12 protein-coding genes are annotated in these 15,966 nt (G+C 36.9%); 2 read left to right on the forward strand and 10 right to left on the reverse strand.

What is annotated here, in order from left to right:
- Window positions 1-90 precede the first annotated feature (90 nt).
- The 7 genes from AAGF08_RS05810 to AAGF08_RS05840 all read right to left on the reverse strand — a co-directional run bounded on the left by AAGF08_RS05810 (window position 91) and on the right by AAGF08_RS05840 (window position 8,513).
- Entirely contained in the window at window positions 91-885 is a 795-nt protein-coding gene (locus tag AAGF08_RS05810; protein ID WP_343510161.1) for a M90 family metallopeptidase, read from the reverse strand.
- Window positions 886-1,082: 197 nt separating this feature from the next.
- A complete protein-coding gene (locus AAGF08_RS05815; protein WP_343510163.1) occupies window positions 1,083-1,775 on the reverse strand; it encodes a DUF5995 family protein in 693 nt (230 codons plus the stop codon).
- An 11-nt stretch (window positions 1,776-1,786) separates the two neighbouring features.
- Complete coding sequence (locus AAGF08_RS05820; protein ID WP_343510164.1) at window positions 1,787-3,850, reverse strand: M28 family peptidase; 2,064 nt, start codon at window positions 3,848-3,850, stop codon at window positions 1,787-1,789.
- A gap of 334 nt (window positions 3,851-4,184) precedes the next feature.
- Window positions 4,185-5,600 carry an SDR family oxidoreductase gene (locus AAGF08_RS05825; protein WP_343510165.1) on the reverse strand — a complete coding sequence of 472 codons (1,416 nt, stop codon included), beginning with the start codon at window positions 5,598-5,600 and terminating at the stop codon, window positions 4,185-4,187.
- Window positions 5,601-5,777 (reverse strand): Lacal_2735 family protein, encoded by a 177-nt coding sequence (locus tag AAGF08_RS05830; RefSeq protein WP_343510166.1) that lies wholly within the window; start codon window positions 5,775-5,777, stop codon window positions 5,601-5,603.
- Between the two features lie 11 nt (window positions 5,778-5,788).
- Entirely contained in the window at window positions 5,789-6,484 is a 696-nt protein-coding gene (locus AAGF08_RS05835; protein ID WP_343510167.1) for an SDR family oxidoreductase, read from the reverse strand.
- Window positions 6,485-6,728: 244 nt separating this feature from the next.
- Window positions 6,729-8,513, reverse strand: coding sequence for an arylsulfatase (locus AAGF08_RS05840; RefSeq protein ID WP_343510168.1), 1,785 nt, complete (start codon window positions 8,511-8,513; stop codon window positions 6,729-6,731).
- A gap of 227 nt (window positions 8,514-8,740) precedes the next feature.
- On the opposite strand from AAGF08_RS05840, the gene AAGF08_RS05845 reads away from it, so the two are divergent.
- Together AAGF08_RS05845 and AAGF08_RS05850 are read left to right on the forward strand one after the other, a co-directional pair.
- Window positions 8,741-9,235 carry an RNA polymerase sigma factor gene (locus AAGF08_RS05845; protein WP_343510169.1) on the forward strand — a complete coding sequence of 165 codons (495 nt, stop codon included), beginning with the start codon at window positions 8,741-8,743 and terminating at the stop codon, window positions 9,233-9,235.
- Window positions 9,219-9,860, forward strand: a complete 642-nt coding sequence (locus AAGF08_RS05850) for a hypothetical protein (protein ID WP_343510171.1) — start codon at window positions 9,219-9,221, stop codon at window positions 9,858-9,860. The genes AAGF08_RS05845 and AAGF08_RS05850 overlap by 17 nt, the downstream gene beginning before the upstream one ends.
- Window positions 9,861-9,958: 98 nt before the next feature.
- On the opposite strand, the gene AAGF08_RS05855 is transcribed toward AAGF08_RS05850, so the two are convergent.
- From AAGF08_RS05855 to AAGF08_RS05865, 3 genes are all read right to left on the reverse strand, one after another.
- On the reverse strand, window positions 9,959-11,533 hold the full coding sequence (locus AAGF08_RS05855) for a phage tail sheath C-terminal domain-containing protein (protein WP_343510173.1): 1,575 nt from the start codon (window positions 11,531-11,533) through the stop codon (window positions 9,959-9,961).
- A 386-nt stretch (window positions 11,534-11,919) separates the two neighbouring features.
- Window positions 11,920-14,388: a hypothetical protein gene (locus AAGF08_RS05860; RefSeq protein WP_343510175.1), complete on the reverse strand. Its 2,469-nt coding sequence runs from the start codon at window positions 14,386-14,388 to the stop codon at window positions 11,920-11,922.
- Window positions 14,389-14,558: 170 nt separating this feature from the next.
- Window positions 14,559-15,770: a glycoside hydrolase family 18 protein gene (locus tag AAGF08_RS05865; protein WP_343510176.1), complete on the reverse strand. Its 1,212-nt coding sequence runs from the start codon at window positions 15,768-15,770 to the stop codon at window positions 14,559-14,561.
- Window positions 15,771-15,966: the final 196 nt, after the last annotated feature.

A 15,966-nucleotide genomic window follows, 5' to 3' on the forward strand; every position in this document is an offset into this window, starting at 1 on the left:
CTTTTTTCAAAAAGGTGCATATTCGCTTGTGATAATCTTTCTATTTAAGAATACTCATTCCCTTTTCTATGAATCTATATATTTCTTTAGTTACCTGTTTGCGAGGTCATTTTGAAAAACTGAAGAAAGAGCTTCATAGAGCTCTGGATGCTTTTGCTTGAATAATTTTGGTCGTTCAAAAAAGTATTCGCTTACTACTGCAAGAAACTCCTGTTCATTGGTGGCACCATAGATATTAATGTCGCTTTTTCCCGCTAGCATTTCTTTCATATTCTTGTTAATCAGATCGAGCCAAGGCAAAACAGCCTGATGTCTCATGATAACCGACGGAACTCCGTCTACATTTCCATCCTGCTTGTCAAAGAGATGGACGAACTCATGAATTCCTACATTTTTTTTATCACTTTTATTGTCGAATCCATAACGTAATGCAGGCTTTGAGAAAAGGACAACGTTATTCATCACACCACCACTTCCCACCATTCCAGAAATCGATCGGTCTTTGCCATTAAAGTCATATTCTTCTGTAAACAAGTCTGGATATAGTAGTACTTCGCAAAGTGATTTGTATTCCCATTCAGGAAAGCGAAAAATAGGGATTAATGCACTGCTAGCTACCAAAAGTCGATCTTCATCATCTATTGAAGTTTTAACTCCGGTAATTCGAATTCTTTTTAAAAAACGTTGAATGTCTGACTCAAATTGGAGCTTTTCCTCTGATTTAAGTTCCTTATAAAATTGGATTTCTTGGTCCAGAAAATCTCTCCATGTTTGGGGAAAAACTTCAGGTACTTCGAAACCACTCTTTTTTACTTTGGAGTTGTAGATGAATCGAACAATTAGTGCGACTAGTGAAACGGCAAATAGGATAGTGAAAGTAGTCAATGCCTGCGATGCTTAATAAATTTGTTAATTCGCGAATGATGTCAAATCGATTGCTAAGAACTAATTATAACATGGATACTGTAATATTTTTTCCTGAAAATATAGGTTTTAAAATCTCAAATCATTTACCAAGATCAGCTTTTTATCTTATCAGCTCGTTCTCTATCGAGCTCCTTTCTAAGCTTAATTTTACATAGTTAGTAAATAATCAAACAGATAAGACTGTTTCTTTTTAAAACACTGTTTTCGATTTTCTGTCGAATGCTTTCCTGAACATCCTTATCTGTTGAGTCCATTAGGACGCAAGCTTGATCCCAAACTTCCTGACGCCAACTTGAGATAAGCCGAGAGAGTAAATATTCATCTACTCTTCCAAAGGCTTTGTCTATCCAACTCATGACAGGATCCGTAGGGCTGAGCAATTCGTCTTGGACAGCATCAATAGAAGCCGCTATAATTTCATTTACTTTGCAGTGGTCCTCATATCGGAGCATTTGCTGCTTTTCGCTTAAGTTTTTCCAATCCTGATGCAGCATGTCATAAAGGGTAAGAACTAAGTCATAATTGATATGAGCATTAACTCCCATTAATAAATATTGTACATCCCGAAGCTCTTTTTCGGCTGTACAAAGATGTACTTCATGCCATACTTTAGAGGTGTTCTCGCCACAATCATAGCAGTTTAAAGCATCGAAATAATAATTCGCAAAGCGATGAAGTAGGGTGTTAATCCAATCAGAGTCATGAAAAATCCCTTTGTCCAAGGCATCAAGCATATTCCCAGTCATGAGTCGATAGCAACTCAAAAAAATCCGACGGGAATCATTGTTTGATTTCCATCCTTCAATTAGAAGGTCCATTCTGTCGAGAACTTCGAATTTTTTGGACATTCGATTTTGAGTTATTTTTTATCAATTTTCACAGGATCTTTATAGATCACTTTAATGCTTTCTAAAGCTTCTAAATAAGATTGAACCAAAGAGAGTGGCACAGGGCCGAATTCACCAGAAAGGATGTTTCGGATGTCAGAAACTGTGTTTTTTCCATTGACCAAATTCAAAGTTTCATAGGTGTATTCTGAACCAGATCCTCTTATTCCCTGGTAATTAAATAATTTAGGTCTTGGTTTTTCTTTACCAAAATTATCCGTGAAATAATCGTAACCAAATGAAAACATCCCTCCTTTGATTTCTGTATTTCGATGATAAATCAGACTGCTGTTTGGCTCGCTTGATTCTATCGGAGTACCTGCTCCTGCCACTACTTTCAACTGCTCCAAATAGCTTCTATAATCTTCAGTCTGGCTTTCACTCAAGGTTGCATATGGGGCAATTGATTGAAAAGCCTCCATTTCTTGTTGCCAAAAATAGTGTTTGAGATTCTCTGCCTCTTCCTCAGGAAGTGCGTTTGCGAATTTCAACATTTTAGAGGATCTGCCTAATACCTGCTCTTTCATGAGTGAGGTGAGCATTTCTAGATTTTCAGAACCGAAATTGGCCAGATAAAAACCAGAAACGGCACCTATAAAGCTTGACCTTTTTAGAACTGTTGGATCTATGAATGCTGGAAGATCATAATTGGTATGAATATATCTATCAGGATATTGATGAAGGTAAATGGATGGAATTCGATAGGTACCTTCTGTGAAAACTTCAAAATCACTTCCCATATGGAAATTACCCAAAATAGCATGAAAAGGTTCTTTACCTCCTTCTTTGGAAACCACCGGATAATTCACGGCTTCCCCACTGGTATAAGCTATACTGCTTTGATTTAAAAACTCCCCAAATGCCTCCCCTATGTCATTGATGAAACTTGGTAAACTTCTCGGACCTCTTGAAATCTGATAAATTCCTTTCGTTTCCAGTCCGCCGCCTACCATGTCCATGTGAATATTAAATTTTGTTTTTGATGCAAGTTCGGGTTTGTAGGCTAGTAATGAATTGGTGCCTTCAATTTCTGGTGACCACAAAAACCGGAGCGTACGTTTTGGTCGTTCCAATTTTCCTTCATTAATCAATTTTTTCAGGGTACGTGCAACTTCCAAAATGGCAACTGAACCGCTGGCATTGTCATTGGCGCCTGGTCTTGGGTGATCTAAATGGCACGTGTATAGGATTTCTTCACCTGCAAGATTAGGGTCAGCACCTTCTATAACTGCTGTAAGCAATTGCCAATCTGTGGCTTGAGTATCAGTAATCACTTTTGCATGTAGCTGAATCTTTTCACCTGCTGCCAGTCTTTTTTGAAATGCGCGAGCTTGCTTCAGAGAAACCATGAAGCCAAAGGAATTTGTATTGTCAAAATAATCGAAATGCCCCCATCGTATCAAGTTCTCATTCTCTCCATGCCACGCTGAAGGCTGATTTTGCGCATAACTTATAACTCCTGCTGCACCATATTTTTCAATGGCCAAGGAAGCAACAGACCCTGGCTGGGATGAGGTAAGAACCAGTTTTCCTTCTATATCTTTCTTTTGATAATCAGAATCAGAAGTGCCTGCTCCGATATCCACCAATTCGGAAGAAACCTCGCCGCTTTTACTATCTTGGGCAAGAACCATAGGAATAGAGGCGAAATCAGCAATTTTTTCATGATTGACCCATTTCCCTTCTTCGAATTTTTGCTCCCATAATTCTGCAAAAGAAGGATTCCAGGCTGGTCTGGATTTTTCTGTCCCATACATCAATTGACCATTAGCAGGGATTTTGATGACTTCAATGCCTTCCAGATTATATTCTGAAAGTTTGGATGAAATAAAAGCAATGGCTTTGTTATAATCATCCGAACCCCTCATTCGATGTAATCTACTGATAAATTCTAGGTTTCGTTTGGCAGATTCACCTGAAAGTTCCTGATCAAGATGCGCTACAAGTTCTTCTTGGCCTAGGGGAACATGTTGGGAATAAGAAGTGCCCAAAGACATAAAAAAGAGGGCAATAAAATAGATTAAAGTATTTTTCATAAAAAAGAGAAACAGGTGAGTAGTTCAAATTGTATGGCGAAATGAACCTGTTCAAGATACCAAAATATCTATTAAATTCTCTGGGCTTCCTATTTAGAAGGTGACTTGCTAAGTACAATTTTTTAAATAAAAGAGAAGTATCTATTGAATGATCAATTTCATTAAATAGTTATATGATTTTTTAAAAAATTATTATTTCGAATTCACCTGATCTCTAACAAGCTATTGTCTTGAATTATTATTTTTTTTTAAAAGGTCTATCACAAATTTTTCTAGACCATAAGAACTTTTCTTTAATATTAAAGAAGTGCAAATTTCTTAAAATATTGATGCCTTAGCTAACCAATTTTTTTAGCATCCCCTTAAAAATAAAACCATGAAAAGGCAGAACAGAATACCAGTATAGTCTGCCTGATAATCCCATTGGTCGAAAGGTGGCGGTTTGCTTTAACACATTGTCTTTGATGTTAAATTCCAACCAAGCTTCTCCAGGAAGTTTCATTTCCGCAAAAAGTAATAATCGACCTTCTTCCCGATTGGAGTAAAGCACTCTCCAAAAGTCTAAAGCATCTCCGGGCATCAGTCGAGATGGATGCGTTCTTCCTCTTCTCAAACCTACTCCACCGAATACTTTATCCAAAAAACCTCTAATTTTCCATAACCAAGTCCCATAATACCATCCATTATCACCTCCAATTTGCCAAATCTTTTCTTTAGTATGATTTACATCTTTGATTTGAATGGAACGCTCATCTTTAAAGACTCCAAATTTGGGAACCGAGAGATTTAAATCAATTTTTTGATCGATGACACCACTACTCCATGAATCTTTCCAGCTTGAAAGAATTTCATTTCCCCGGATTTTAAAAAGGGTTTTCTTCAAAGCCGTCTTATAATCTATGGGATTTATTCCTAATATTTCGTTGATTCTGCTTTCCTTACAAACAACTTCCACTTTCATACTGCTTACCAACGCCGTCGCTAATTTATATGAGGTAGAGGTTACAAAATATAGCCAATAAGAAGAAAGCTTTGGTGTCATTACCGGTACTATGTAAATTTTTCTCTCTAAACCTCTTGCTTCTGCAAAACCCAACAACATTTCTTTATAAGTGAGAATGTCTGGACCTCCGATATCAAAACTTTGATCATATACTTCTTCTTTAAAAATAGCCTTTGTCAAAAATTCTATGACATCTGCAATACCAATAGGTTGACACTTTGTATTTAGCCATTTTGGGGTAATCATAATGGGAAGTTTTTCTACCAAATCCCGGATGATTTCAAAGGAGGCACTACCTGAACCTATAATTATTCCTGCCCGCAACGTAGTAAAATGATATTTTCCTTTTTTTAGCTCTAATTCTACTGCTTTTCTGGATTCGAGGTGCCTTGAAAGAGAATCTTCATTAATAATGCCACTTAGGTAAATGACATGCTTCACATTTGTTGTGTTGATTATTTCCCGAAAATTAGAGGCGCATCTCATTTCTAATGCCTCATAATCAGATGAGGCAGCCATAGAGTGTAATAAATAGTAAGCGCCATCCAGATCTTTTGGGATTTTAGAAAGTGATTCCCTGTCTAAAAAATCTACTTCAATCACCTCAATATGAGGTATTAATTCTGGCTCGGGATTGAAACGACTTACATCTCTGACACAGCAAATTACATGATGCCCATTTTCGATAAGCACGGGTAATAATCTTTTGCCGATATATCCGGACGCACCGGCCAGAAGAATTCTCACTTAAGACTTACTTTGCTCTAAGCTTTTGATTTCATTCAATACTTCCTCAGCTTCGGCTTGCTTTTTATCGCTTTCAGTTCTGTTTACAGTAGATAGCTGGTAGGCTTCTTTTTGAAGTTTTTGATATTTCTCGTTCAATAAATCGATTTTTGATTTCTTTTTGAATAATCCGAACATGGTATTTTTTTTTATTTGATACTTGACATTCCGCCATCCACATGAAGTACTTGTCCACTCATCCACGAGGATTGATCTGAAAGCAGAAAGGTAGCCATTTCTGCTATATCTTCAGGAGAACCAATTTTTTTGAGTGGATGCCTTTGTGCGTTTGCTTCCTTTTTTTCATCTGAGCCCAATAATTTACTAGCCAATGGAGTATCAGTAATCGAAGGAGCAATGGCATTTACTCGAATAGTAGGCGCCCATTCTGCTGCGAGTGATCTTGTTAGTCCTTCAATAGCTCCTTTTGATGCAGCCACCTGGGTATGAAAGTTGAATCCCAGTTGAACTGCAACTGTAGAAAATAGGACTACAGATGCATTCTCGGAGGCTTTTAAACGTGATGCTACAGCTTGAAGTACTTTTACAGCTCCGACTACTTGAAGGTTAAAATCCTCAACAAAGGCTTCTGGTTTGATTCTAGCGAAAGGTTTGAGGTTGATGCTTCCTGGACAATAAGCTACTCCATCTAGTTTTTCTGGAAGGAAATTCAAGTCTAAATCATCATCCATCACATTCAAATGAGAATAGCTGATGTTGGATGATTCAGCTTCAACCTGATTTTCATTATATGTCCCAAAAACTTGGTGTCCAGATTTTGCTAATTTATTTGCTAGAGATTTTCCTATTCCGGAAGAGGCTCCTACGATCAAATAATTCTTCAAAGCTTATTTTCTTTATGGTTTTGATTGAGGTGAAAATAACAGCCTTTTTAGAGACTGTTATTAATATGATGAACCTCTAATTCCTTCATTTGTTTAAGTGAGAATGAGAAGTCTTAAGGATTAAGAATAAATTGAACAAAGCTCTTTTTCTTTATTTACCTCAGGAACTCAGTCTTTAAAAATTCCAGGAGGAGTGTGAATATGCCAAAAACCCTCTTAACTGATATTGACTTTTGATTTATCTCTACTTAATTCTTTCCAAAACAAGCAACCTGAAATCCAGAAGTTCAGATCCTATAATTTTTGAAGCATGTAACGAAAGGGGATAGTGTCCTTTATCCAAATGGATGATTCCCATTTCCAAGGGTTTAAAGTCTTTTTCATAAGACTCCTGACGTGGAAACCGATCAAACTCTACTCCCTCAAAAGGAGGATCATGAGCTTCTTGAACTGTAGCACTTAGGGTGTTACTCCCTTGTTTTAAATAAAAAGTAGATCCGACGGAAGAAGGTTTGCATGTGTAATAAATAGTGGCTTTAAAATCGCCCTCTGCTAGAATATTGGTGTCAAAAGTGATACTGTCCGATGTGGCTATCCAATTCGTGAAGAAAGATGAATTAGGAAAGCGATTCGACCTTTTGATATTCCCATGTGGTATTCCATCCCGTGCTGGAAGTTGGGTTATTTTACTACCTTCATATCCAACAGGAAATATTTCTTCTCGATTACGGTCCAGCTCATTCAAAACCCCATCAATATATTTTTCTTTAGCTTTTAGAAATTCCGAAACCAAAGAATCTGCAGGTTCATTAATTGGTTCATGCTGACCTGGATCTTTGGAAAGATCAAATAGCTGATTATTCTGATCCAAAATATATTGTTGATTTCTCACACTGACATTTCCGTTCCAATGGCTATATACAAAACGATCGCGCCAAGAAGGATTTTCTTCCAATAGGAGTCGTTTAAGGCTAATCCCATCTAAAGGTTTTCTCAAGCTTGTGCTGATACCTGCTAAGTCTAGAAGGGAAGGCAAAATATCTATCGTACTTGCGACCTGATCAATGATTTTGGGTGCTATCTTATCTTTCCAATACACGATAAAAGGAGAGCGGACTCCCCCCTCATCCGTACTGCCTTTTATTCCTTTTAGGCCATCATTCCAGCGCCAACCATTGGGACCATTATCAGACATGTAAATGATGATGGTGTTTTCCAGTAAACTCAAACTATCCAATTTGTCTACTATTTTACCCACATTCCAATCAATATTTTCTGATAATGCTAATGCTGCTTTGGTCTTCTCAGTATGTTCTTTCTCACCATTTCGATGAGTTGTATCAATCTCAATGTCTTTGTACTTATCCCACCAAATATCGGGCACTTGCATCGGACTGTGTGGCGTGTTATAAGCTAATAGCACAAAAAAAGGATTTTCGCTACTTGTCTCCACAAATTCCAAGGCATGGTTTGTAAAATCATCAATGATAAAACCTTGCCCTTTTACTACTTCACCATTTCTTTCGAGCATTGGACTCATATAATTCCCCCAATGACCAGAAGCGAAGCCGTAAAATTCATCAAAACCTCTGTTGTTTGGATGGTAAGGTGGTTGGGACCCGCTATGCCATTTCCCGAAAACTGCGGTCCGATATCCATTTGATTGAAGGATATCGGCAAGGGTTGTTTCATCTAAATCGAGTCTCTCACCTCCTGCTGAAGTATCATAAACCCCTCCTCTTGGGTGAAATCTTCCCGTTAAGATTTCTGCTCGGGTAGGTGAACAAACTGGGCTCACGTAGAATCTGGTAAACTGGGCACTTTTTTGTGCGAGTTCGTCAATAGTTGGTGTATTTACATAATCGTTTCCGTTGATTCCCAGATCCCCCCAGCCCTGATCATCAGCTACAATTAAAATGATATTTGGTTTAGTTAAAGCTTTGGGAGTTTCGGTGCAAGACTGAAATATCAGAAGAGTAGTTATTGAAAAAATAAGATTTGAATAAATGCTGGTTCCTTTCTTTTTCATCTTTTGTGAGATAGTGCCTGATTAAAATTAGTTTATTATCGTGGATTTTGGGTTAATCATTTTTCTAAGTTTGGCCATATTGCGAATCCTATACTTGAAAATGAGGATTCCAGTTTATCCCTTCCTTTAATGAAGAACAGTTTTTTTTCATTGATAGAAAAAAATTACGGTCCAGGCTGTAATGATTTTAAATTTTCTCCACTAACCAAATATAAACAAGCAAAAAATTGAGTAGCGATTTCTATTCTTCATTCATTTTACCATATGCAGGAATCATTATTAAGATTTGCAGGGCATATACTGATTCTAAAGAAGATTTTGAAGATTATTACCAGGAGGTATGTCTTCAGATTTGGAGAAGTAGAGACAGCTTCAAAGAGCAATCTGAATGGTCGACTTGGATATATCGACTGACGTTAAATGTGTGTTTGACACTGCTAAAGAACAATAAAAAGAAGAAGCAAGTCTTACTCTTTGACCATCAACCGGTAGATCTACCAGAAGAAAATAGCGCTGAGTATTCAGATGAATCACTAGCAGAACTTTATGCCGCCATACGGCAACTTTCAGAGGTAGATAGGGCAGTCATCCTACTTTATTTAGAGGAAAAATCTTATCAAGAGATTTCTGAAATAATTGGTACTAACGCCAATAATATTGGGGTAAGAATTAAAAGAATAAAAGAACGTTTAAAGAAAATATTAGATGGAAAAGTCAATTGAAAATATTTGGAAAGAAGGATTCATTAAAAATGAGGACCTTGTGGCACCAAAAATAAATGACTTGTATAATAAGAAGTCTGTCCATATTACAGACAAGTTTAAGCGGATGTTTAAAGTCAATATCTGGGCAATCATAGTAGGTTCAACTTTATTATGGATTGCTTCTTATTTCGCAGGGGCTTTTTTGGCGGGGAGTATTATTCTGGTTATGATGCTTTATGTTGCATATACTGCTAAGAATGAAATGATAGCATTAGAACAGTTAGATAAAGGGCAAAGTAGTTATGCTTATTTAAAGTCTTTTAAAAATTGGATTGAAAACTCTATCGAGAGATATGGGAAAATTTACCGAGTGATCTATCCTGCTTTAATACTCACTTTTTATTTTGGATTATGGTTTTCTGATGTTTTTTCAGGTATTCGGGAAAAAGTGATAGAAACTTCAAATGATTTGATTTTTGGAGTTCATCTTTATTCTACTATCCCTATTATAGTGGCTGCAGCTGTGATGAGTTTTTTTGCAAAAACTATTCACAGAGAAGATGTGAAAACGATATATGGTGGGATCATGAGTAAATTGGATAATGCGATTTCTGATATGGAAGAGTTGAGAGGCCAAAAGTAGCCTCAATCTTATTTCTCTAATCCATAAAAAATTAAGCATCAAACAACTGCCACAAATATCCAAATTTGGATATTTGTGGCAGTATTTTTTTGTTTGGATTAATCATCAGAAGTAGCCATTTGCTGTTCAATTGAGAACACTATAAATTCTGCTGGGTGAGTTACTGCAACACTAACACTCACTATCAAAATTCCATTTTCTAGATCATCTGTAGTCATAGTTGTGCCTAAGCCACATTGCACAGAAAATGCATCTGATGCACTTGCACCTTGTAAGCCACCCGCTTTCCAAATATCAGTGAGAAAATTACTTATTGCGGATTTTATTGAATCCCATGTATTCTTATCATTTGGCTCAAAAACATAGGCGCGAGTCGCCATTTTGCAGGATGTTTCCAGAAAGATTAAGGTACGCCTTACCGGTAAATATCTCCAATCTCCACTGTTTCCATCCAAAGTTCTTGCTCCCCAGATTAAAATTCCTTGACCATTAAAGAACCGAATAGCGTTAATAGATTTTCCGGAAACAGGATCTACATTTAGACCTTCCTGTTGATTGTCTGTTAGTTTAATAGGTAGACTTACTGCACCTACTATAGAAATATTTGCGGGCGCTTTCCAAACACCTTCCTGATTGTCTGTGGTTGTTATAACTCCTGCAAGAGCAGCACTTGGAGGCATTACATTGATCGCTTTTAACAAAGCAGTGATAATAGTACTATAATTTTTACTTGAGCTTAAAAGAGCGTTATGGTATTGAGTTACCGAAATTCTTTTTGATGGGTTTAAAATGTCTTTAAAAATCTTCGTGAGGGCAGGATTTGTTTTTTCCGCAGGGTTAATCAACTGTTCTAGCTGACTTATATCTCCGCCAAACAAATTAGTAAAATCGACATCGGAACTATTCATGATCGTAGTTCCAATAAATGGGTAGTAGGCAGCTCCGTAACTTAAACCAATTGAACCTGTATTATTTCTAAAATTTGCTATATCCTGAGTATATAGGATAGGATCAGGATTACGGCCTCCGATCACATCGAAAATGCTTATAGCTCGTTGAACTTCAGTGTTTTGAAGTAACATCTCCTGCATTAAAGTTCCATTATCTTCAAGGGAAAGGAGTGTCGCCTCAGGGCAAATATACATAGTTGGTTCCTCCTCATTCTTTAATGAGGCCACTCCATTGATCAATGCATTTAATTGCACATTTTGATTAACAATCTGTTCCCCGGCTTTAATCGGTTTTTTGCTAGGCTTTCCATATGTTCCAACCGATACAATATAGGCCGCACCCCCACCATTATCGAAGAATAACCTGATGCTATTGTATAAGTAATAAATGGTATTGGGGTCCGGTAAAATTAAATAGTAACTACCCTCAATCATGACATAATCACCCTTTTTAGGTTGACTCATTTGCTTTACCAGGTAATATTCAGGACTATATTGCTTGGCAGGGTCTAAAGCTTTGGGTAAGTCTGAATAACAATAAATTGCCTTAAATTCTGCAAATGAGGTAATTTTTTGGGGTATGTTTTTATATGATTTTTGTTTGAATTTTACTCTTGGAGTATACCCTATAAATGCTGGTATAGCTGTAGCAACTGGGACTACGGAATTTGGAAGTGCATTGATTTCGTTTATATAAACGCCAGGTTTTTTGATTTTACTCATAATATGAAATGTCTTATAATATAAGTTTATGGTTTTAAAACTAAGGGGAAGGGAAATTTTTAGAAGGGAATAAGCCATACTAAAAATAGGATAATAACGCAATCCCCTGTTATAATCCTTAAGGTAGGGTTAATCCGAGAATAAAATTTTAGTTTATTCTTAGTTATTTTAATTCTAAGATAAAAAAGTAATGATGGTTTTAATTTCTTGAAATTGAAAAGATTTCAAATTAACTCTTCTCATCCTACATTGAAGGACTAGATAAACGAGAGTTTAAGATGCTATTGGTACCCATACTTTAGATCATTTTAAAATGAGTGAATATTGGGTTTCTTTAAATAAGCTAGCCTCTGGTACGCATAAAAGAATTTTTCATTTACAGGTATTTATTGATTCAAAACCACTTTTTGATCTTCGCCATAGGTTCTGATTTCTACTTTGATTTGTGCTTCTTTATCGGCTTTATCAAAATTGCTGTCAATTGTAATCACATTTTCGCCTTGATTGATTGTAAGGTCAGAAAGGTCAAGATCGTATTTGCGAATGACGTTCCAGTTTAAATCATATAAAGTCAAATCTCTTCCACCAGTATATTTTAGAGTCTGACCTTCTTTGATTGTGACTGGGAGCTCTATTTTCTTATAGCCATTTATTTCTAGTATAATCCCGCTAACATCACAGTTGATAGCCGTCATGTTGAAATTAATTAATTGCTCATCCCCTGGATTATTGAATTCAAAAGTTGAAAATAGTGGCTCACCTGGTTGTCTAACTTTCTTCTCATGACTGTAAATCTCTGAATACACTTCCTTCAAGTTCCATTCTGAGTCACTGATCCTAGTTAGAGTAAATTCTTTCTCGCTGTCCCGCATTACTTCTTTTTGGGCGGCGCTAAATGAGTTGGAGATTCGAAGTTTCTCCCAATCTCCAATCAATTCTAAGATTCTGTCTGAATTGCCATTTTGATTAACAGTTGTCAGATCCGCTACTAGCGCGTAACCAGCATCATATCCTGCTGATTTGGCCAGCATCCATTCCATATCTTCTACACTGGTTTCCGGAGTCATTTTAAACCAACCAAGCATGCCTGGCATAAAATTTCTTTTGAAATAAGCCTGATTGTTAAACCTGTATTCAGTCTGACTTTCTCTGAAACCTGCATACCAAGGCTCACCCCAATTCATGCGAGAATAGATATGCCAGAAAAAATGAGTGGTCCGACTTGCATCGATAATAAGATGATTTTTTAATTCATCAGATAAATTGTTGTACCAAGTATAGGGCATTAAGGACTCACCATAGGTTCCTAATCCAGTAGATCTGTTTCCTTCTAAGCCATCAAAAGAGATTTGTCTTAATCCTGTTTGATTGTAGAGGTTTGCCATGGTAACTGACATTTCTTTGGTTAAGTCAGCATCAGTTAAAAAAACCTTATATCCATGATCTAACAGCTTGGAAATCTTATCTCCTGACTTATGACTGCTTGCTTTGGTGTCGAAAGCACCGCGCTGACAGTCCAATAATTGCCATGGAGACTCTTCAGACACACTACCATAACGGATCAGTTCCTCTCCAATCATCACTGTTTTTAAATTGTTGTTCTTCATCTGATTGAAGAAATCAGGTGATTCGATAGTGATCACTGAGGCTTTGGCATCTATATCCTCCAAGATGATTGAACTTCCCACTTTGGCAAGTCTTTCGTCAGGAATTGGTGTGACGTATTTATCATTTGTATTGATAAAATTCGATAAGAAATGGGTGCCCATGTAAATACCCTCTTCTGCAGCTTTATCCACACATTCTTTTAATCCTTCAATTCCATTTGGAAATTCACCTTTATATAATTCGAATTGCCCCCAGGTTTCAAAAGTTTTTCCATAATGATAGAGGTAGTTTAAACCTGCCTTTTTTGTTAATGCAATAGCATCATCCACGGTCGATTCGGTGAAATTAGAAATGAGATAGGCAGCAGCAGCATTTCGGTTAGTCTTTACCCATTCTCCATCAATCATAGGATGAGGAAGTCCTTCAGCTATTTCAATAGCTCCGATGGTTTCCAGTGTTTGAGGTTCAAGACTTCCGAAGAGAGCTATTTTTGAACCGATCACACCTCCATCATCATAAGGTGGAGCTACAATTTTCTCATGGCCAACATCTGAGTAGATCCTTTCAGAAGTTCTATTTCTGGTATAAGCTTGGAGCGTACTGCCATTTTCAAGTGGTGCAGCTGCCTCGACCCTGTATAGCACACTGCCGTCTGATTCAGGATGCATGTTGTTTGGATCTGCCTCTCGAACGAAATCGAATTCGGGCATTCGATCACTTTCATTCCATGGATATCCTCCAAGAGTTTTAATATTCAAGGCTTGAATACCAATTGCGAAATCATCATCACGCACTACACCAACTGTTTCAGAGATGGTTTTTTGTATGGAAGTAGGGTAAGGGCCCCAGACAATTAATTCTACAATATCATTATTTGTTATTGAAACTAATTCGAATGTAAGGTGGGTTTCTTTCTCTTCAATTTTGATAGCTGCAACAACATCGTCTTCAAAACCTAAAGTAATTGTCTCCTCTTTTATAGAAGCGGATTTAGGTTGAAAATATTGATTATTAATTCTTACCGATAGGAGGGAAGCTATTGTATCGTTTAATACATAATCTGTCCCGGTGTTCTGATCGATAAGATTTACAATTTCACCTTTATCATTGATACTGATTTTCAGGGGACCTGCTGTATGATCATAAATTATTGTTTGATCATTTGAACAGGAAATTAAAATTAGATTTGCCAATATTAGAAAAAGCACTGAAAATGGTTTCAAACGAATGATTATTTTTGATTTCATAGTTTCTACGGTGTGCTCAAAAGTTTTAATTTTTTTATCGTTGTGGAAGCTATTATTTAATTCTCCTGTCATTTTACCCCTTGGTTCATTCTTTCAAATCGAGGGTTAATTTTTCATTTGTCAAAAATCGTTTTCAATCTAAGAAAAAAAACCAGTCGATTATTTGGCGTTTAATCCTGAGCAGCTTTATAAATCGCATCAAGAAGACTTCCTTCTTCTTTGGTATCATTTCCTAGCTCCCAGAACATAATTCCGCCGAGCCCCTTTTCCATCGTATACTTGGTTTTTAATGCCACTGAAACCGTATCATCATAGGATACCATTAAGCTATCTTTGGAATTATACATGAAGGGAGCTTTCGCTTTTTCATCCCAGTATCGCTCAAAATTTGGATCCTGTTCATACGTTTCCCGAATTTGATGATAAGCCATCCATCCAATCTGAAGTCCACTGCTGAGTTGATATAACCCATTATTAGCTGGTGGGACTCCTTTCCAAACTCTTCCATATAATGCACTTCCAATCACGATTTGATTAGGATTGACACCTTTATTAATCAAGAAATCCACAATTTTTTCTGCTGAACGAGGATCTGGATCAGGGCTATTCCCTCTTTTGTATAAGCTATCCAAGTGATCATGAAATGGTGTTCCTACAATTTCTTCACTACTCACATCCCCCAATGGGGTATGATGTCCGGTATAAATGGATACTCCCGAAACTTGATCATAGGTCATTACATTCGTGTAATTGGCATATTTCATCACCTCATCCATATCTACAAAATCGTAATATCGTTTCCAGCCTGCCGATGCAAAAGTCAGCACTTTTGGAGAATCAAATTCATCCAGCATCGCGCGTAATCCTTTCATCAATGCGGTGAAATTTTGTGTATCCTCGGGACGGGCCATGGTTCCAGCACCTGATATTCCAGGATATTCCCAGTCCATATCCATTCCGTCAAGCTGATATTTTTTAATGAATTCTGATGCACTCTTGATGAATTTTGCTCGGCTTTCCTCCGTTAGGGCCATATCTGAAAACCCATCTGCACCCCAACCGCCACAAGCAATCATTACTTTCAGATAAGGATTTCGATCTTTTTGCTTCACTAGTGCTTCCAATTTTGGTCCGGCAACTTCTTCATTCCCGAACTTCATTTCTCCGTCAATTACATTAGTAAAAGAGTAGATGATATGCGTCAACTTTTCTACTGGAATTTTTTCTGGCTGAAAGTCACGTTCCGCAACATAATATGCCATGATTACCGGTTTGGCTACAAATCCTTTTTCTACAGAATCTTCATTTTGAGTGCTTGTTTTAGGCGTGCAAGCAAAACTGAAAATAAGTAGGAAGAGATAAGATATGGTAGCGTTTTTCAAGTTCAATCTGATTTTCTTTAGTCTTAAATAATAATTTTTAAGAAGTAGCAATTACTTAAATTAAAATCTTTTTTAATAAAGTAAGTGGAAAAAATATTTTTTCTTTTAAACAGGTCAGAATAGAAAATGAAAACTCAGAGAAAAGCCTATTAAGATTTGAAAAGTCAGAGCTAAGAGTACGTTTCGTAGGAAATTG

The organism is Algoriphagus sp. SE2, assembly GCF_039563885.1.
GTDB lineage: Bacteria > Bacteroidota > Bacteroidia > Cytophagales > Cyclobacteriaceae > Algoriphagus.